The 17,800-nt window shown below is 62.1% G+C and carries 14 protein-coding genes; 5 read left to right on the top strand and 9 right to left on the bottom strand.

Annotated elements, in window-relative coordinates; all coding sequences use genetic code 11:
* The first annotated feature begins 41 nt into the window (after nucleotides 1-41).
* The 4 genes from BLQ92_RS19620 to BLQ92_RS19605 all read left to right on the top strand — a co-directional run bounded on the left by BLQ92_RS19620 (nucleotide 42) and on the right by BLQ92_RS19605 (nucleotide 6,847).
* Nucleotides 42-1,760: an AMP-binding protein gene (locus BLQ92_RS19620; RefSeq protein WP_090686197.1), complete on the top strand. Its 1,719-nt coding sequence runs from the start codon at nucleotides 42-44 to the stop codon at nucleotides 1,758-1,760.
* 104 nt (nucleotides 1,761-1,864) lie between these two features.
* On the top strand, nucleotides 1,865-2,668 hold the full coding sequence (locus BLQ92_RS19615; RefSeq protein WP_090686302.1) for an enoyl-CoA hydratase: 804 nt from the start codon (nucleotides 1,865-1,867) through the stop codon (nucleotides 2,666-2,668).
* 182 nt (nucleotides 2,669-2,850) lie between these two features.
* On the top strand, nucleotides 2,851-4,797 hold the full coding sequence (locus tag BLQ92_RS19610) for a putative bifunctional diguanylate cyclase/phosphodiesterase (protein ID WP_090686196.1): 1,947 nt from the start codon (nucleotides 2,851-2,853) through the stop codon (nucleotides 4,795-4,797).
* A 136-nt stretch (nucleotides 4,798-4,933) separates the two neighbouring features.
* Nucleotides 4,934-6,847: a methyl-accepting chemotaxis protein gene (locus BLQ92_RS19605; RefSeq protein WP_090686195.1), complete on the top strand. Its 1,914-nt coding sequence runs from the start codon at nucleotides 4,934-4,936 to the stop codon at nucleotides 6,845-6,847.
* A gap of 70 nt (nucleotides 6,848-6,917) precedes the next feature.
* Here the strand turns inward: BLQ92_RS19605 and BLQ92_RS19600 are convergent, their stop codons facing one another.
* The 6 genes from BLQ92_RS19600 to BLQ92_RS19575 all read right to left on the bottom strand — a co-directional run bounded on the left by BLQ92_RS19600 (nucleotide 6,918) and on the right by BLQ92_RS19575 (nucleotide 12,905).
* Entirely contained in the window at nucleotides 6,918-8,180 is a 1,263-nt protein-coding gene (locus tag BLQ92_RS19600) for an MFS transporter (protein ID WP_090686194.1), read from the bottom strand.
* 61 nt (nucleotides 8,181-8,241) lie between these two features.
* Entirely contained in the window at nucleotides 8,242-9,057 is an 816-nt protein-coding gene (locus BLQ92_RS19595) for a siderophore-interacting protein (protein ID WP_090686193.1), read from the bottom strand.
* A 53-nt stretch (nucleotides 9,058-9,110) separates the two neighbouring features.
* Nucleotides 9,111-9,863 carry a PadR family transcriptional regulator gene (locus BLQ92_RS19590; RefSeq protein WP_090686192.1) on the bottom strand — a complete coding sequence of 251 codons (753 nt, stop codon included), beginning with the start codon at nucleotides 9,861-9,863 and terminating at the stop codon, nucleotides 9,111-9,113.
* Between the two features lie 60 nt (nucleotides 9,864-9,923).
* Nucleotides 9,924-11,477: a pyridoxal phosphate-dependent decarboxylase family protein gene (locus tag BLQ92_RS19585; protein WP_244106481.1), complete on the bottom strand. Its 1,554-nt coding sequence runs from the start codon at nucleotides 11,475-11,477 to the stop codon at nucleotides 9,924-9,926.
* A gap of 157 nt (nucleotides 11,478-11,634) precedes the next feature.
* Complete coding sequence (locus BLQ92_RS19580) at nucleotides 11,635-12,006, bottom strand: dihydrofolate reductase family protein (protein ID WP_090686190.1); 372 nt, start codon at nucleotides 12,004-12,006, stop codon at nucleotides 11,635-11,637.
* A gap of 245 nt (nucleotides 12,007-12,251) precedes the next feature.
* Nucleotides 12,252-12,905, bottom strand: coding sequence for an ureidoglycolate lyase (locus tag BLQ92_RS19575; RefSeq protein WP_090686189.1), 654 nt, complete (start codon nucleotides 12,903-12,905; stop codon nucleotides 12,252-12,254).
* A gap of 258 nt (nucleotides 12,906-13,163) precedes the next feature.
* Here BLQ92_RS19575 and BLQ92_RS19570 point away from each other — a divergent pair, with 258 nt between their 5' ends.
* The gene (locus BLQ92_RS19570; protein WP_090686188.1) at nucleotides 13,164-13,571 is read left to right on the top strand and encodes an ACT domain-containing protein; all 408 of its coding nucleotides are present in this window, start codon (nucleotides 13,164-13,166) and stop codon (nucleotides 13,569-13,571) included.
* Between the two features lie 57 nt (nucleotides 13,572-13,628).
* Here BLQ92_RS19570 and BLQ92_RS19565 read toward each other — a convergent pair whose 3' ends face one another.
* From BLQ92_RS19565 to BLQ92_RS19555, 3 genes are all read right to left on the bottom strand, one after another.
* Nucleotides 13,629-14,840: an ABC transporter substrate-binding protein gene (locus tag BLQ92_RS19565; RefSeq protein WP_090686187.1), complete on the bottom strand. Its 1,212-nt coding sequence runs from the start codon at nucleotides 14,838-14,840 to the stop codon at nucleotides 13,629-13,631.
* A 244-nt stretch (nucleotides 14,841-15,084) separates the two neighbouring features.
* Complete coding sequence (locus tag BLQ92_RS19560; RefSeq protein WP_090686186.1) at nucleotides 15,085-15,999, bottom strand: glutaminase; 915 nt, start codon at nucleotides 15,997-15,999, stop codon at nucleotides 15,085-15,087.
* 101 nt (nucleotides 16,000-16,100) lie between these two features.
* A complete protein-coding gene (locus BLQ92_RS19555; RefSeq protein WP_090686185.1) occupies nucleotides 16,101-17,672 on the bottom strand; it encodes a DHA2 family efflux MFS transporter permease subunit in 1,572 nt (523 codons plus the stop codon).
* Nucleotides 17,673-17,800 lie beyond the last annotated feature (128 nt).

Below are 17,800 nucleotides of genomic sequence, written 5' to 3'. Positions count from 1 at the left end.
GTAATCGCTAAAGCGCTAACTCCCGTCGACAGGAGACAACGATGACCGTGCCGGCCCTTTCGACGCAGCGCTTTCTCGACGCCCGCGACCTGTTGTTGCGTCATCGAACCGACTATGAGCGCGCCTATCGCGAGTTCGCGTGGCCGGCGCTCGACGAGTTCAACTGGGCGCTCGACTATTTCGACGCGATCGCGCAGAACAACGACAAACCGGCGCTATGGATCGTCGACGATCCTGCCAGCGCGGGCACCCAGTATTCGTATGCGCAGATGTCGGAGCGCTCGGCGCGCATGGCGAATTTCCTGCGCGGTATCGGCGTGGGGCGCGGCGATCGTCTGCTGTTGATGCTGCCCAACCGCGTCGAACTTTGGGACGTGATGCTGGCGGCGATGAAGCTCGGCGCCATCGTGCTGCCCGCTACCACCCAGCTTTCCGCCGACGATGTGCGCGACCGCGTGCAGATCGGCGAGGCAAAATTCGTCGTGGTGGACAGCGCGGAGCTGGCGAAATTCGAGGGGCTTGAGATCCCGCTGACGCGCGTCTGCGTCGGCACGCCGCGCGCAGGCTGGATCGATCTGGCCGGCGCCTACGATGCCGCGCCGCACTTTACGCCAGACGGCCCGACCCGCGCCACCGATCCGCTGCTGTTGTACTTCACCTCGGGTACGACGTCGAAGCCTAAACTCGTCGAACATACGCATCAAAGCTATCCGGTCGGCCATTTGTCGACGATGTACTGGATCGGCCTGCAACCCGGCGATATCCACTGGAATATCAGCTCGCCCGGCTGGGCCAAGCATGCATGGAGCTGCTTCTACGCGCCGTGGAATGCACAGGCTTGCGTGTTCGTTTTCAACTACGCGCGCTTTGTGCCGCGGGAAACCCTCGACGTGCTGGTGCGCTGCAGCGTGACGACGCTGTGCGCGCCGCCAACCGTCTGGCGCATGCTGGTGCAGGAGCCGCTCGCAGATTATCCGGTCAAGCTGCGCGAGATCGTTGGCGCGGGCGAGCCGTTGAATCCCGAGATTATCGAACGCGTGCGTCATGCCTGGGACGTAACGATCCGCGATGGCTTCGGCCAGACCGAGACCACCTGCCAGATCGGCAACTCGCCCGGGCAGCCGGTGGTGGCCGGCTCGATGGGGCGGCCCTTGCCCGGCTACCGGATCGAACTGGTCGACGCCGACGATCACCCGGCGAGCGAAGGCGAAATCGCCTTGCCGCTGGCGCACCGTCCGCTTGGCCTGATGACGGGCTACGCGAACAACGCCAACGCCACGGTGCAGGCGATGCGCAATGGCTACTACCACACCTCCGATGTGGCGATGCGCCGCGACGATGGCTACTACGTGTATGTGGGCCGCGCCGACGATGTGTTCAAGTCGTCCGATTACCGGCTCAGCCCGTTCGAGCTGGAGAGCGTGCTGATCGAACACGACGCGATTGCCGAAGCCGCAGTGGTGCCGAGTGCCGACGCGGTGCGCCTGTCGGTACCCAAAGCCTTCGTCACGTTGCGGCATGGCTATGAAGCCAGCCCCGAACTGGCGCGCAGCGTATTCCAGTTTTCGCGCGAAAAGCTCTCGCCGTACAAGCGGATCCGGCGCCTGCAGTTCAGCGATTTGCCCAAGACCATCTCCGGCAAGATCCGCCGCGTCGAACTGCGGCGCCGCGAACTGGAACGGGAGACTCAGCCCGCCCGCGAGCCCGGCGAGTACTGGGAAGAGGACTTCCCGGATCTCTCCAGTTCGAACGGTAAATAGACAGGCAGCCTGCCGTGTGACGGCAGGCTGCCGTGCAGTCACGACTTCGACGGGCCGCTCGCTCGCGGCGGCCCTTGCCCTGACATTCCACCCGGAAACCGATGATGATCGAACTCGACTACGCCAACCAGGGCGCCATTGCGCTCTTGACCCTGAAACGCCCGCCGGCGAATGCCTTTACGCCGGATGGCCTGCTGCAACTGCAGCACACCGTCGAACGCCTGAATGCCGATGAGCGGGTGCGCGCCATCGTCATCACCGGCGACGGCCCGAAATTCTTTAGCGCCGGCGCCGATCTGAACACCTTCGCCGATGGCGATCGCGAAGTGGCGCGCACTGCCGCGGCACGCTTCGGCGCCGCCTTCGAGACGCTGCAGAACGCGCGTGCCGTGGTGATCGCCGCGATCAACGGCTATGCGATGGGCGGCGGACTCGAATGCGCGCTGGCCTGCGATATTCGTATCGCCGAGCAGCATGCGCAGCTCGCGTTGCCGGAAACGGCAGTCGGCCTGCTGCCGTGCGGTTGCGGCACGCAGACGCTGCCGTGGCTGGTCGGTGAAGGCTGGGCCAAGCGGATGATCCTGACCGGCGAGCGTGTCGACGCCGCCACGGCGCTGCGCATTGGCCTCGTCGAAGAAGTGGTGGAGAAGGGCGCGGCGCGCGAGGCCGCACTGACGATGGCGACCCGTGTCACCACGCTCAGCCCGCAAGCCGTTTCATTCAGCAAGAGCCTGATTCACCAGGCCCGTCATGGCGTGCCGCGCTCGGCGGCGCTGGCAGTGGAGCGCGAGCGCTTTGTCGATCTGTTCGACGGTCCGGATCAGCGCGAAGGCGTCAACGCGTTTCTCGAAAAGCGGCCGCCGCAATGGCATGTGACGCAGACTGGCCACGCGGACGCCAGCGAGTAAGAATGGGTAGTACGACTATGCATTGGTAGCGCGTCGAAGCGGTGGCGTCCAGGTCGACCCATTCGTTGAGGTAAAAGAGCGCGCTGCCCCTTCAGCACGCTCTTTTTACCTCATATTTAACGTTTACGTAATAATCGGAGGAGTGGCCGTCTCGATCCATCAACCGTCAAAAGTGCGCAGGCATGGCTTTCAGTGAACCAAGGTCTCCATTTTTGAAATGGACCGTCTCCTCCGCCCAGCACCTGAGCGCCGACAACCGGCAGGTATTGCTCGCCAATCTCTTCACGCGAACCTCCTCGATTGTATTTGCGGCGATTTGCGAAATCAGCGTCTGCGCGACGGCTTACTACCTTCATCCGAACACCCTGTACGCCTTCTGGTTCGGCGCGGTCGTCGCACTGCTGATGACCCGCCTGACACTGATTTATCTGTGCTCGCGCCGTAGCGAGCACGGTCAGCCTACGCCGACCTCGGCATTTCTGGTGGCAAGCATTCTCTGGAGCGCGCTGTTCGGCTTTGGCAGTTTTCTGTGCAATATCAGCGGAGATCAAACGCTTTTCCTGCTCGGCAACGTTTGCGCGGTCGGTTTGATCGGTGGCCTCGCCGGGCGCAATGCCGGCACGCCGCGTCTCGTGCTGATCCAGATATCGCTGATTCTCGGGCTCCTGGGGTTGGGTGCGGCGCTTTCGCCGGGCAACGGCAAGCTCGTCCTGCTGTTCCAGGCACCATTCTGCGCGGCCGGTTTCTTTACGGTTGCGCTACGCAGCAATCGCGACACGGTCGCGTTGCTGATGGCGCGTGAAAGCAGCCATCGCCTTGCGCGCCACGACAGCCTCACCGGCCTGCCTAATCGCGCGCATATCAACGAACTGCTGCTGGAGCGCACCGAAGCGGGTTCCGCAAGCCCGGATCACGCGTTTGCGGTTCTGCTGATCGATCTCGACGGCTTCAAGGCCATCAATGACAGCCTCGGTCATGCGGCCGGCGATCAGATACTTCAGGAAGCCGCGCTGCGCCTGCGCGAGATCGTGCCGAGCGGAGGCCTGATTGGACGTCTGGCTGGCGACGAATTCGTCGCCATCTCCGACGGTGCGCCGCCTGCTCACGAGGTCCGTTCGCTGGCAGACCGCATCGTCAAGACGCTGGCGCGCCCCTTTGCGCTTAACGAAGCGCGCGTGCATATCGGCGCGAGCGTGGGCATTTCGCTGTTTCCGGAGCACGGCAAGACGGGGCCGCAGTTGCTGATTTGCGCGGATCGCGCCTTGTACGCAGTCAAACGCAACGGCAAGAGTGCGTTTGCCGTGTTCGACGCCGACAAGCACGTTTCTGACGAAAGTTTGAGCCTGCTGCGCAGCGACCTGGAAGGCGCCATGCAGTCGTTTACCGGTCTGCGGATGGAATATCAGCCGATCATCGATCTCAACGACGGCACCATCTCGGGCCGCGAGGCCTTGCTTCGCTGGACGCACCCGACGCGCGGCGAGCTGTCCCCAGTGGCCTTTATTCCAACTGCCGAACGAACCGGTCTGGTGCTTGCACTGGGGGAGTGGGCGCTGCTGCGCTCCTGCGACGAGGCGGTGGGCTGGCGCGATGGCGCGCCTGTCGCGGTCAATGTGTCACCGGTGCAATTGCGCGAGGAATCGTTCGCCGCGACGGTCGAAGCAATCCTTCGGAAAACGAAATTGCCACCCGAGCGCCTGAATATCGAGGTCACGGAGACCGTGCTGCTAAGCGACGATATTGCCACCCGGCGCAACGTCGCAAGGTTGCGCGCCTTGGGCATCGGGCTGGCGCTGGATGACTTCGGAACCGGATTCTCGACGATGTCGACGCTGGTGCGCTTTTCGTTCGACAAGCTCAAGATCGACAGCTCGTTCGTCAAGGAAGCGGTGCACCGGCGTGAATCGGCCGCGGTGGTTCGCGGCATTGTGGCATTGGCCCGGGAAATGGGCATGCCGACTACCGCAGAGGGCATCGAAACACCGGAGCAACTGGAGTTCGTCCGCGCCTGCGGCTGCACACACGCCCAAGGCTTCCTGCTAGGCAAGCCGGAGCGCGGCGGCGAAATTCCGCGTATTGAAGAGGGGCTGGCCGCACAGGGCGCCGACGAAGGCCGGGAGATCGGCTAGCGCTAACAAAGTATGCAATGCACATATTCGATTGCGCGTCTCCAGGGTAACTCCTCGGTGGAAATCAGCGGCATCAAATAAAGTTAGACGCTCTGCGTGCCGTAAAGCAGGGGTAGCGATTAACTCTGGAGATTCGATGCCCACGCAAATGTCGACGCAAACGCGTTTTACCTTGATCGCCTGTGCTTTCTTTGCGGCGATGATATTAGGCACGTTTGCCGTGATCCGGCTATTCGTCACACCTGATCTGGCGACGCTGGAAGGCAAGGTGATTGGCAGCGACGTCGACCAGATTTCCATTCAGATCAGCGAGCAGCTGCGCCAGGTGGAAGCCCAGCAACGCAGCATCACCCAGACCGTAGCGGTGCTGGATAGTGACCAGATCGACAAATTGCAGCCGGCACTGGTCGACCAGTACGGCGATCAGAATGTCTTCGGCGGCGGCATCTGGCCGTTGCCTAATAAACGCGAGCAGGGCCGCGACAAGTTCAGTACCTTCTACGCGCGCGACGCGGCAACCGGCAAACTGGTTGTCAACACGCACTGGAACTCGCCCGAATCCCTCAACTACTGGGAGCAGCCGTGGTACGAGAACGGCAAGACCGCGCCCAAAGGTCATTGCAAGTGGGCGAAGGCGTATCAGGACGATGCCAGCCCGCAGCCGCGCACCAACTGTGCGATGGCCATCTATAAGGGCGATGAGCTCTACGGCGTCGCCACGATCGACGTGACGCTGGGCTTTTTCAACCACCTCGTCGCGGACATGGAAGACAGGATTCACGGTCAGATCCTGATCGTGGAAGCGGACGGCAAGATCGTCAGCAATAGCTCGAAGATCAGCAGCAATATCGTGCTGAAGAATGTTTCCGATATCGCCTCCAGCTCGCCGATGGCCGCGGAAATCCAGCATCTGCTGCCCGATGTGCAAGGCGGCAGTGCCACCCAAGGCACATTCGACTCGCCCGACGGCGCACAGACGCTGTTCCTCAAGCCGATTCCGGGCAGCCCGTGGTTGATCGCAACCGCGGTGCCGTCGGCGTCGCTGGCGGTCAACAGCAACCGGATTCTTGCCAAGCTGGCGTCGATCCAGGTGCCGATGGCAATCTTGCTGCTGGCGCTCGTGCTCGGCGGCATTCACGTGTTCATGAAGCGCCTCGCCGTGCTCAAGGGCAATATCGACGACCTGTCGGTAGGCGAAGCGGATCTGACCCGGCGTTTGCCCGAAACCGGCGGCAAGGAGTTTGGCGAGGTCGCGGCAAGCTTCAACCGCTTTATCCAGCGGCTGCAGGGCGTACTGACTCAGGTGGTGGCAGGCGCTTCGTCGCTCACCGAAGCCTCGCACGAGATCTCCAGCGGCAACAAGGATCTGTCGGCCCGTACCGAGAGCCAGGCAGCGTCGCTGCAGGAGACGGCCGCGTCGATGGAAGAGATCACCGGCACTGTCAAGCAGAACGCGGGCAACGCCAATCAGGCCAACAAGCTGGCGACGGATGCCTCGAAGGTCGCCTCGCGCGGCGGCATGGTGATTGGCGAAGTGGTGGAGACCATGGCGTCGATCAGCGAGTCGTCGAAGAAGATCGTCGACATCATCGGTGTGATCGATAGCATTGCGTTCCAGACCAATATTCTGGCGCTCAATGCCTCGGTCGAGGCGGCGCGTGCCGGTGAGCAGGGCCGGGGCTTTGCGGTGGTGGCGAGCGAAGTGCGCAACCTTGCGCAACGTGCAGCCGCAGCCGCGAAGGACATCAAGTCGCTGATCTCGGACTCTGCCGCCAAGGTCGATTCGGGCAGCACGCTGGTTGCCAATGCCGGTTCGACCATGGGCGAGATCATTTCGACTACTGCGCAAGTCGCCACGATCATGGACGAAATCATGAATGCGAGCGAAGAGCAGAGCCGTGGGATCGAAGAAGTGGGCCGGGCAATTACGCAACTGGACGGCACGACCCAGCAAAACGCCGCGCTGGTGGAGCAACTGGCCGCCTCGGCCATGTCGATGCAGGACCAGACGACCAAGCTTCGTCAGGTGATCAGCGAGTTCAAGCTGTAAAGCGCTTCTGCCGCGGTGTTGTGGCAGACATGAGGGGGCGGCCAGTGGCCGCCCCCTCGTTGCATCGGGATCAAGCTTCGCTCAGCGGCTCCGGATGGAACTCCGTCGCCGGGTTCGGCGGCGCTTTGGCGGCCGCTGCCTGCACCCGGCCGACCCACAATATCCCCACCATTGCGATAGCCACCGCGACCCAGCCGACCGTGCCATAACCGGCAATCTGGCCGCTCGCCGTATTGGTCAGCATCAAGCCACCGAGCCACGCGCCGCAGCCCATACCCAGTGCCTGGATCGCGCTATTGGCGCTCAGAAACGCGCCGCGACGGCTCGGCTCGGGCACCGTGGTGAGAAGCGCTTGCATCGGCACGATCCGCCCGGACACCGCCACCATAAAGAACGGGAAGAACAGTACCACCGCTATGAAGGGCAGGTCGGGCAGATGGGTGACGAACAGCACCGGCAGCATCGACACCAGGGCAATAATGCGAAACACCCGGTGCTTGCCGTAGCGGTCGGCGAGGCGGCCGATGGCGCGCGAGGTAAAGAATGTCGCGAAGCCGCCGCCCATATAGATCCACGACAGATGCGCAGGCGGCACGCCGTGATTCAGCACCAGCATCGGCGCGATAAACGGGATCACCATCATATGCGACAACATCATGATGAAGGTGAGCGCAAACGCTTTCAGATGACGCGGATTGCTGAGCAGGCGGCCGAGATCGGGCAAGACCTGGCGCAACGGCGGCGGCCGGCGGCTCAAGTGTTCAGCGAGCGGCGGCACGATCCGCGCGCCGCCAAACCAGATCAGCACGGAGAGCACCACCAGCAGCATGAACGGCGCTGCCCAACTGAAGTGTGCCCCGAGCATTACGCCGGCCGGCACGCCGGCAATTGCGGCCAGCGAGAAGGAGGTCATGATGGTGCCGGTGGCCGCACCGCGCCGCTGAACCGGGATTACATCGCTGACGATCGCCATGATCACCGAGGCGAGCACGCCGCCCGTGATGCCGGCAAACGCGCGTGCCGCGAGCAACAGCGGATAGCTGCTGGCAAGGGCGCAACCCAGGTTGGAAAGCGCGAACAACGCATAGACGATGAGCAGCAATTTGCGCCGGTCGAAGCGGTCGATATAAGTGGCGGCGAACAGGCCCGAGAGTCCCGAACACCATGAATAGGCCGACACCGCCGTCGCGAACGCCGCCGGCGTGATGCCGAAGGTGTGCATGATCTGCGGTCCTAACGGCATCATGATCATGAAGTCCATGATGATGGTGAACTGCGTCAGCGCGAGCAGCCAGAGTAGACGCCGTTCGTGCTTGGTGCTGATGGAGTACATCGGCAAGATCCTTGAATAGGTAAAAGCCAGCCGTACGGCTGGCGACAGGCACTGCGCGGTTTCAGTCGTCGAGGTTTTCGTGAACCGCTTCGGCGCCCTGTTTCCAGTAGCTCGCTGCGCGGATCCGCGATTTGTCGACGCCGCGTTCGGTGCACAGGTGATAACGGACTGCGCGCATCGTCGCCGATTCGCCCGCTGCCCACACATAGCCTTCGCCGTCCGGCAGATAGGTGTCGCGCACCGCTTGCAGCAGCGCATCGCCGCGATACGGCGAATCGCTGCGGTAGCACCACACGGCATGCAACTCGGCGTCGGTGTCGAATTCCATGCGCGCCGACGGATCGGCCACTTCGAGCACCGCTGCCACGCGCGTACCGGCGGGCAGCTCCTGCAGACGCCGGGCAATCGCCGGCAGGGCGGTCTCATCGCCAATCAGCAGATGCCAGTCGAAGCCGGTCGGAATCACCAGCGAGCCGCGTGGGCCGCCCACGCCCAGATACTGTCCGACCTTCGCCTGGGCCGCCCAGCTGGCGGCCGGTCCGGCTTCGTGCATGGCGAACTCGATATCCAGTTCGCGCGCGTCACGGTCGTAGCGACGCGGCGTGAAATCGCGCGCCACCGGGCGCGGTTGATCCTCCGGGAAGACCGGACCGTTCGGGCCGGCGCTCGGCAACACAGGCTTGTCGGCGCCCGGTGCGGGGAAGAAGACCTTGATATGGTCGTCGAACGACGCCGATACGAAGTCTTGCAGATCGTCGCCGGTGAAGGTGACGCGAATCAGGTGAGGCGTCAGCGGTTGAACGCGCTTGACTTGCAGCAGACGAAATTTCAGGGGGTGACGTACGCGGGAGACCGCGAGATCGGACCTGGTCAGCATAAGTGTTCTCTCCAATTATGTCGGGTAGCGCTGGGGATGCCGGCCGCAGGGGCTCAGAGATCGCCCGCGCCGGTGTCGGGGGCGTTAGCTGTACCGGCAGCGCCTGGATTGCCTTCGATTTCAGCGGTGGCGCGCGCGAGAATGGCCGCGATGCGGCGTTGCTCGGCGGCCGGCACGTTGTCACGGCGGAACAAGGCATGCTTGAGCGCGCGGCGTGCTTCGATCAACTCCGGCAGCCAGCCGCCTTCGCTCGGGTCCAACGGCTCTTCGCCGGCAAACGCGCGCCGCACCGAATCCATCTTGCGGGCGATATGGGTCAGCTTGGCGAGCATCAGTTCGGCGCGTTCGCGGTTGTCAGCGAGGTGCTGGCGGCCGGGTTCGGCCAGTTCGTAGCGCTTGCGGTTGCCTTCGAGCTGGACTGTGACGTAGCCCAGTTCTTCAAGGTAGGTCAGCGCGGGATAGACCATGCCCGGGCTCGGGCTATAGAAGCCGTTCGAGCGCGCTTCGAGCGCCTTGATCAACTCGTAGCCGTGGCTCGGCTGGGCGTCCAGCAGGGCCAGCAGCAACAGTTGCAGATCGTCCGAGGTGAATTTGCGGCCGCGCGGGAAACCGTCGCCGTCACCGCCGCCGAAACCCCCAGGGCCGCCACCGAAGCCACCAGGACCGCCGCCGAATCGGCCGCCGCGCTCGCCGCCGCGGTGGTGGTGACGGCCAATTGCATGCCACAGCGCGTGCAGTGAGAAACGGTCGGGGGAATACTGGCCGTCGGTGTCGTGGTGACGGCGGGAGTGATGGGAATGACGCATCTGGGTACTCCGTGTTGTATCTTAAGATGTGTCGTAAGATATATATCTAAAGATAGTTTGTCAAACACGAAATGTGGGGCGGGATCGGGGGCTGTCGTGCCTGTCGCCACGATCGAGCTCTCGCAACGCTTGTGCTACAGCAGCAATCGCACGCGCCACATCCTGCCCGTTGGTCTGCCAGTTGCATACAGACACTCGCATGCAGCGCTTCCCGCGCCAGGTGGTGTTGCTGAATAATGCTTCGCCGCTAGCCAGAACCGCATTGGTGAGCGCATCAGTCCATTCGTCGTGGTCACTCTCCGTGGCTCCCGGCCGGGGATCCAGAAAGCGCACCAGCCCCTGATTGATTTGCGGCTCCCACATCAACTCGGCGCCGGGAAGAGCGGAGATGCCGGTCACGAGGCTATGCGCCGCATCGCAACAACCATCGATCAAAGCGGCAACGCCACGGCGACCCAGTTGGCGCAGCGCGGCATAAGTCGCCACGCCTCGTCCGCGTCTTGACCAATCCGGATTCCAGTCCTTTTGTTCGCGAACCTGATCGTTGTGCGATATGTAGCTTGCTTCGTAGGACATCGCATTACGATGCGCCTGCGGATGCGCAACGAAGGCAAAACCGCTGTCGTACGGCACGTTTAGCCATTTGTGCCCATCGGTCGACCACGAATCGGCATGCTCGACGCCCGACAGCAGATGTTTATAACGTGCACTGACGTTAGCCCACAGGCCGAAAGCTCCATCGACATGTACCCATGCGTTATAGCGATGCGCGAGTGGAATCAGGTCAGCGAAGCAGTCATACGCACCAATGTTGAGGTCGCCTGCCTGCAGCAAGACAATCGTGGGCGTGTCCGGGGAATTCTCCAGTGCCAGCTCGAGCGTTGCCGCATCCAGTTGACCGGCCTGGTTGGTGCGCAGTCCTGTCACCGAATCTGTTCCCATCCCTAGCAAGCGCGTTGCGCGCGTGATGCTGCCGTGAAATTGATCGCTGCTCAGGATACGGATCTTCGGCGCGCCGAAGAGGCCGTCCCGTTCAACCTGCCAACCCCGCTTCGCGAGCAATGCGTTTCGCGCTGCCGCCAAGGCGGTCACGTGCGCCATCTGGCAACCACTAGTCAACGCAAAGCTGGCGTGATCCGGCAAACCAAGCAAGTCTTTTAACCAGTCGCCGCATGCCTCTTCAATCACCGCTTCCGCGGGGCTGCATGCGTACGATGCGGCATTTTGGTCCCAGGCGCTGGTCAACCAGTCCGCCGCCAAGGCGGCGGGCAACGAGCCGCCTATCACCCACCCAAAAAATCGGCCGCCGGCACTGCCCATGATGCCTCCGGCGGTGTCGGCGACCAGTTCATCAATCACCTGCTCCGCGGGCATGCCCTCGCTGTTGAGCGGTTTCAGCAGGCGTTCGCGTAACGTATGCAAACTTGCGCGAGCCGCGACAGGGCTATGCTCCAGGCTTTCCAGATGCGCCAACGAGTGATTCAGAGCGTGCTCAAGTGCCGGGCGAAAAGCGGATGTCTCGTTCATGCGGAATTCCAGCGTAGAGGTGACTGGGTGATAACCACGCGTGCTGGCGCAGCTTGCGCTACAGGCGCGGGTTCGAATATTCGACATTCGCTCCAAGTTTAGCCAGGCAGCACGCCTTTGGTTGGCAGTTTCCTGAATCAGCGAACTCACACTACCGACCCATAGGACATTCGGCGGAAGGCCGTAGCCCTCCGCTGCTGCTATCGGGTCTCGCGGTCGTTTCTTGTCGTCCGCGCGCGACGATTCATGCCGGCTGGTAGACGGCCGCCACGACGCCAGAGCTGAAGGGAGTCGCGCTGATCAGGCGCAGATCAACCGGGCTGCGCAGTCCGGAGAACAGCTGTTGGCCTCGGCGCAGTGCAACCGGATGAATGACCATTCGATATTCGTCAATGAGGCCGGAGGCAACGAGGCTTTGGGCGAACCGAGCGCCCCCTTGCGCAAGGATGAAGTTGCCCGGCTGTTCCTTCATCTTCAACACGAGCTTTCTTTTTGTTGCCGTTGAGCTGGCCATAATGCCTCCTGAGTCTTTCGGTGGTTCCTGGAGCGAGGATTCCAATGTCGATTTTGGCCTCGTCGCATAGCTACGACGAACGACAGGGGCACGATTCGACATGGTCCGAAAAACAGGTTCAGAGGACCTGCGGTGGGTTCGACGCGGGGTTGATATCCGAGTATCCGCAAGCGGCTAACTGCCCGACGAATGGTTTGAATTTGCTCTCGAGTATCGCCAGTGGCCGCGATGCGACGGGGTATCGGCGCGTGTCTCAAGAGCTAGCAGAGGGCTCCTGAGTGACTGCTTGTGGCCGATAGCCTTGGGTGCCAGATATTCCAGCGAGGATCGCCGCCTCGACCAAACGGTTAGGCGTCGCTGGCGATCGGCGCCTCGAGAAGGCAACCAAACTCGCGGGCAAAGTCGACAGAGACGCGCGCATGGACTGCGCCTTGCTTGTCAAAGAACCGCTGCGTCCCGCCAAGACTGAACACACCTTCATGCCAGATGTTTGGGTGGATGTAGAGACCCTGCTGTCCATCGAAGCGAAAGCACACGAACTTCTCTGGCGCAATGTCGTCCCCGGGCAATGCCAGTGGAACGTAGAACGGACGATGGTCGAGCGGAAAGAACAGTTGCCCGCCATCCGGGTGGTAGTTCGCGTGCCAAAGCAACATGCGTTCCGGGGCATTGACGCTGTCTTCGCGGGCTGCTTCAGGCTCCCTTGCGTACGCAAGGATGTAGTGACCGCCCACGGCCTCGTTTCGACCGTAGAGAATATCTCCTCGCCATTCGCTCACAAATGTGCCCTCGGTTGTGCCGGCCTCATCACCGGTTCCGGGGTCGATGGGCCTGGTGCCCACCGCCGGCCACTGCACAATCTCGATCGGGCACTCGCTCGGGTCTGTCACAAGCCTCCCAAATCCTTCAAGCGTTGCAGGGGTCGCGTCGACCACAGGCATCGACACGCGCCGGAGGCCGGGAGGAAGGGCGGGCTTGAGGTAATCGATCTCTTGGGACATCGGCACACTTTACACGGGTTGAAGATGCTGACGCAGATGCTCGAACAAGGCGTTTAGCCGACCTTTGTACACCTGAAAACGGCCACTGCGGCAACGTCGGACCGAACGGCAGATACGGGTCGCGCGCCAACGATCATCGAAGGGTGGCGGTAGGCCCGTCCATTCATTCGACAATAGCCTCAAATCGGTCGACAATCCGCAACGTCCACGAACCAACGAAGGCTGAATGACTTCGAGCGATGTTGCACAGGAGCTTACATGAATCCAGTTTCCGATCTTTCTGTTTTATTAAAGACGTTGGAGCCGGTGCTTAATCCGGGCGTGTTTGTATTTGCTTCGGTCAAGGACGGTCATGCCATTGATCCGGCCGTCATCGTTGCTTCAATCCGGGAGCCTGAGGGTTTGTCGGTCATTGTGAGCGAGACGGACGCGGCGATCAGCGGCTTGAATGCGTTGTTCAAGTGCGCCTGGATTACGTTGACCGTGAATTCAGCCTTGGATGCAGTGGGGTTGACCGCTGCCTTCGCCAGTGCATTGGGTCACTCAGGCATTAGCTATAACGTGGTGGCGGGCGCGTACCACGATCATATTTTTGTTCCTCTCGAATCGGCACAGACGGCAATGCAGGTACTCCATCAGTTGCAGATGGATGGCGGCATCGCGTAACGACTAACAGGTTGAGGCGGAACAATCAGCGGTGCGGCCAACTTGAGACCGTCGAGTTCAGTCGCCGGCGATATCGCCGGTCGGCACCCATTGCTGCCCGTTGAAGCGGACGAGATAAAGCTGCTTGATCGGGCGATAGTCGGTAGGCGATGTCGAAATCCGAATGCCGGGCCGCAGCATGCCCAGCTCGAGGTTCAGGCTTGCGGCCTGCTTCATCACGTTCTCCCGGGTCAGATCGTTGCCGCATTGCTTGAGCACCGCGACCAGAGTCTGCGCGACTTCATAGCCGTAGACGTTGTTGGCGTCACGCTCGTTGGCTTCGGTGTTGTATTGCTTCATCCAGGCGAGAAACGCGCGCACGTCGGGGTCCTGCCTGGAACGAGGGTCGCTCCAGCCTTTCGAGCGCGCGTTCGTGATGATGCCGTTGGCTCTCTCGAGACCCGCAGGTTCGATAAACGCCGCGATGGACAGCGACCCGTTTGGAATGAACTGCAACGGGTGCCAATCGATGTCGTAAGCCTTGCGTATCGCTGCGGTCGCGAACTGGCCGAATGTCATGTTCAAGAACACGTTGGCGCCCGAGTCCTTGAGTGCGGCGACATGCGCGCCGATCCCGGCCGGATCGCCATACGAGAACACCTCTTCCTTGACGATCATCGTTGCCGCCTTTTCGCCCAGCGCTTCGCGAATGGCGCTCACATATTCGTGTCCTGCTTCGTCGCTACCGTAGAGCACGCCGATCTTCGCGTCGGGCTTGTTGCGCAGGATGTACCTGGCATAGGCGGCCGCCTCGGTGTGGCGCGAGGCTTCCCAGCCCATCGTCCAGGGGAAGTGCTGTGGATCGTCGAACGTCGATGCGTTGCTCGCGACGAAGAGCTGCGGCACATGTTTCTCGTTCATATACGGGCGGATCGCGAGATTGCTCGCTGCGCCGAACACGCTGACTAGCAGCAGCACCTGTTCTTCGTCGACGAGTTTGTGCGCGAGCGCGACCGCGGTCTGCACGTTCGAGCCGCTGTCGACGCTTACGAAATCTATCTTGCGGCCGTTGATGCCGCCTTCGTCGTTGATCTTCCGAAAGTACGCCGCCTCGGCGCGCGCGACCTGGCCGTATTCGGCGAACTCGCCGGTGTAGGCCGTCACGTTGCCCACTTTGATCTCGGTATCGGATGCGCCAGGATCGTATTTGCCCTGTGCCGATGCAACGGGGCACGCCATGCATGCCGCCATGAACGCGAGCGAGGCGAGGTGGAACATGTGGCTGTTCATACGGGTCGCCTCCGTTCGACTTATTGCGTGCTATGGCGAGACGGGCGCGGCGGCTGGTGATGCGCGCCGCCCCGCTTTCATCTTAGGGCGGGGCGTGAGGGCGGTCTAGCGCGCTTTGAGGGGTAGTCCTCGTTTCGGTGCAAAATCTGCGGTCAGTTCGACGATGCGAGGTAAACAGTCATTCGGCATCAGTCACTCATGTGATCAATAGAAACAAACCGGCGAGTGATCCGCGTCGGGGCGATCAAAAAATCGACTGCCCAGTGAGCGTGGTTAGCCATTCCAGCGACTTCACACCCGCAAGCGAGTTGCCGTTCGCATCGAGCCCCGGCGACCACACGCAAACCGCCATTTCCCCCGGCAGCACCGCGACGATCCCACCACCAACCCCGCTCTTCGCCGGCAAGCCAACGCGAAAGACAAAGTCTCCGGCAGCATCGTAAGTACCGCAGGTCAGCATCAACGCCGACAGGCGCTTCGCCGAGCTCGCATCGAGGATTTGCTCGCCCGACACCGGCGCCACGCCGCCATTGGCGAGGAAGAGGGCGGCTTTCGCCAGCTCGACGCAGCTCATCGAGATCGCACATTGCCGGCAATACGCGTCGATCACCGCGTCGACCGGCATTTCCATATTGCCGAAGCTTGCCATGAAGTGCGCCATGGCCTGGTTGCGGTGCGCGTGTTGCAACTCGGACTGCGCGACGCGCAAGTCGTAGTCGATCGTCACCTCGCCGGTGAGCCGCCGCATAAACTCCACCAGCGCCGTCTCCGCCTGTACGAAGCGGCGGCACAGCACGTCGGTCACGACCAGCGCGCCGGCGTTGATAAACGGATTGCGCGGCTTGCCTTGCTCCGATTCGAGCTGCACCAGCGAATTGAACGGCGTGCCCGACGGTTCGCGGCCGACGCGCTGCCACAGCTCGTCGCCGAGCAGCCGGAACGCCATCGTGCAGGCGAATAGCTTCGAGATACTCTGGATCGAGAAGCGGGTGTCGGCTTCGCCCGTGCGGAAGACCTCGCCGGCCGTCGTGACGATGGCCATGCCGAAGCTATTGGCCGGGACTTTTGCCAGTTCGGGAATGTAGTCGGCAACGCGGCCGGTTCCCAGATAGGGCTGCAGATCGCGATGAATCTGTTCGAGGATGCCTTGGTAGTTCATGAGCAGGAGCGAGCGTGGGAGCCGCGATTTTACTGGCAAGCCGCCGCAAATGGCGAATCGGCCAGAGCATGGCCCGGCCGATCACCTTGTTCGCGTCGTGCTCAGTGAGCTCCGGCCGCGTCTGCTCCGCCGCCGCCCTTGGAGGGCCGCGTAATCCAGATCAACGGAATGATCAGAATAAAGATAATCGCCGACACAAAGAAAATATCGTTCAGCCCCATCATTGCTGCCTGCGTATTCACCGTGAAGTCGAACAGCGCGTGCGCCGACTGGGTGTTCAGATGCAGCAGCGACTGGGTCGAATCGATCTGCTGGTTAAACACCGGATTGTCGATCGTGGCCTGCTCCGTCAGCCGCGCATGGTGGAGCACCGTGCGGTTATTCCACTCATTGCCGGCAATCGAGGTACCCACCGCGCCGCAAAACACCCGCGCAAAATTCGACAGACCCGCCGCCGCCGGGATCTTGTTTGGCGGCTGCCCGGACAGAATGATCGCGGTCAGCGGCACGAAAAACAGCGCCATCGGAATGCCTTGCAGCAGGGTTGGGATCACCAGATGCCAGGTGTCGATCTCGATCACGTACTTCGAGCGCATATAGAACACAATCGCAAAGCCGATAAAGGCAAGCGTGGCGATGATCCGGGCGTCCGAGCGGGGCAGAACCCGGCCCATGACCGGCGCGAGAATCACCGCGAACACGCCGAGCGGCGCGGTCACGAGGCCGGCGTCCACCGAGCGGTAGTTCAGGTACTCCTGCATCCATTGCGGTAGCAGCACGAGATTGCCGAAGAACACCCCATAGGCCACCGAGATCGCAATGGTGCCGCCGAGGAAATTGCGCTGCTTAAAGAGGCGTAGGTCGACGATCGGATTCTCCTCGGTCAGCTCCCAGACAAGGAAGAACGCAAAACTGATCACTGCGGTAATGCCCAGAATGACAATCACCGGCGAGGAGAACCAGTCGAGATCCTTACCCTTGTCGAGCATCACCTGCAAGGAGGCGACCCAGGTGACCAGCAGGCCGAGGCCAACCACGTCGATCGGCGGCTTGCGGGTGGCCGTTTCGCGGGTGCGATAGATCATCCACGTGACCCCGGCGGCGAAAATGCCCACCGGAATATTGATGTAGAAAATCCACGACCAGCTATAGCTATCGGTGATCCAGCCGCCGAGCGCAGGCCCGGCAATCGGGCCGACCGTGGCGGTCATGGCCCATAAGGCGAGGGCGGTGGACGATTTCTCCTTGGGATACGAGCCGAGCAGAATCGCCTGCGACAGCGGAATCAGCGGGCCAGCCACCGCGCCTTGCAGCACGCGTGCGAGCAGCAGGATGGGCAGCGTCGGGGCGATGCCGCACAGCCACGACGACAGCACGAACATCAGGATGGCGCCGACGAACAGCTTGACCTGGCCGATGCGCTGCGTGAGCCAGCCGGTCAGCGGAATCGACACGGCATTGGCCGCGGCGAATACGGTAATCACCCAGGTGCCTTCGTCCACCGACACGCCGAGGTTGCCCGAGATGGTCGGAATCGCGACATTGGCGATGGACGTATCGAGCACGTTCATGAAGGTGGCAAGCGCGACCGCGATCGTCGCCAGCACGAGCTGGCCGCCTTTGAGCGGCGGTGGCGGCGGGGGCGATGCGGGCGCAGTGGCGGGCTGGCTCAATCGATTCTCCGGAGCAGGGTAATGAGGCGATGCGGTTGCGCGGTGCCGGCTTGCGGGAAGGCGAGCGACAAGCCCTTCGCCCAGCAGATGCAAAACAGCTACCGGCAGCCTACCAGCATTCCCTCAAC

This window comes from Paraburkholderia phenazinium (genome assembly GCF_900100735.1).
Lineage (GTDB): Bacteria > Pseudomonadota > Gammaproteobacteria > Burkholderiales > Burkholderiaceae > Paraburkholderia > Paraburkholderia phenazinia.
This window is presented reverse-complemented; position numbering and strand designations above follow the sequence as displayed.

What these genes read in the sequence shown, in the direction of transcription:
- BLQ92_RS19570 (WP_090686188.1), top strand. Translation starts at nt 13,164, where the DNA reads ATGAATCCAGTTTCCGATCTTTCTGTTTTATTAAAGACGTTGGAGCCG.
- BLQ92_RS19600 (WP_090686194.1), bottom strand. Translation starts at nt 8,180, where the DNA reads ATGTACTCCATCAGCACCAAGCACGAACGGCGTCTACTCTGGCTGCTC.
- BLQ92_RS19615 (WP_090686302.1), top strand. Translation starts at nt 1,865, where the DNA reads ATGATCGAACTCGACTACGCCAACCAGGGCGCCATTGCGCTCTTGACC.
- BLQ92_RS19575 (WP_090686189.1), bottom strand. Translation starts at nt 12,905, where the DNA reads ATGTCCCAAGAGATCGATTACCTCAAGCCCGCCCTTCCTCCCGGCCTC.
- BLQ92_RS19605 (WP_090686195.1), top strand. Translation starts at nt 4,934, where the DNA reads ATGCCCACGCAAATGTCGACGCAAACGCGTTTTACCTTGATCGCCTGT.
- BLQ92_RS19580 (WP_090686190.1), bottom strand. Translation starts at nt 12,006, where the DNA reads ATGTCGAATCGTGCCCCTGTCGTTCGTCGTAGCTATGCGACGAGGCCA.
- BLQ92_RS19620 (WP_090686197.1), top strand. Translation starts at nt 42, where the DNA reads ATGACCGTGCCGGCCCTTTCGACGCAGCGCTTTCTCGACGCCCGCGAC.
- BLQ92_RS19595 (WP_090686193.1), bottom strand. Translation starts at nt 9,057, where the DNA reads ATGCTGACCAGGTCCGATCTCGCGGTCTCCCGCGTACGTCACCCCCTG.
- BLQ92_RS19560 (WP_090686186.1), bottom strand. Translation starts at nt 15,999, where the DNA reads ATGAACTACCAAGGCATCCTCGAACAGATTCATCGCGATCTGCAGCCC.
- BLQ92_RS19590 (WP_090686192.1), bottom strand. Translation starts at nt 9,863, where the DNA reads ATGCGTCATTCCCATCACTCCCGCCGTCACCACGACACCGACGGCCAG.
- BLQ92_RS19610 (WP_090686196.1), top strand. Translation starts at nt 2,851, where the DNA reads ATGGCTTTCAGTGAACCAAGGTCTCCATTTTTGAAATGGACCGTCTCC.
- BLQ92_RS19585 (WP_244106481.1), bottom strand. Translation starts at nt 11,477, where the DNA reads ATGTCGAATATTCGAACCCGCGCCTGTAGCGCAAGCTGCGCCAGCACG.
- BLQ92_RS19565 (WP_090686187.1), bottom strand. Translation starts at nt 14,840, where the DNA reads ATGAACAGCCACATGTTCCACCTCGCCTCGCTCGCGTTCATGGCGGCA.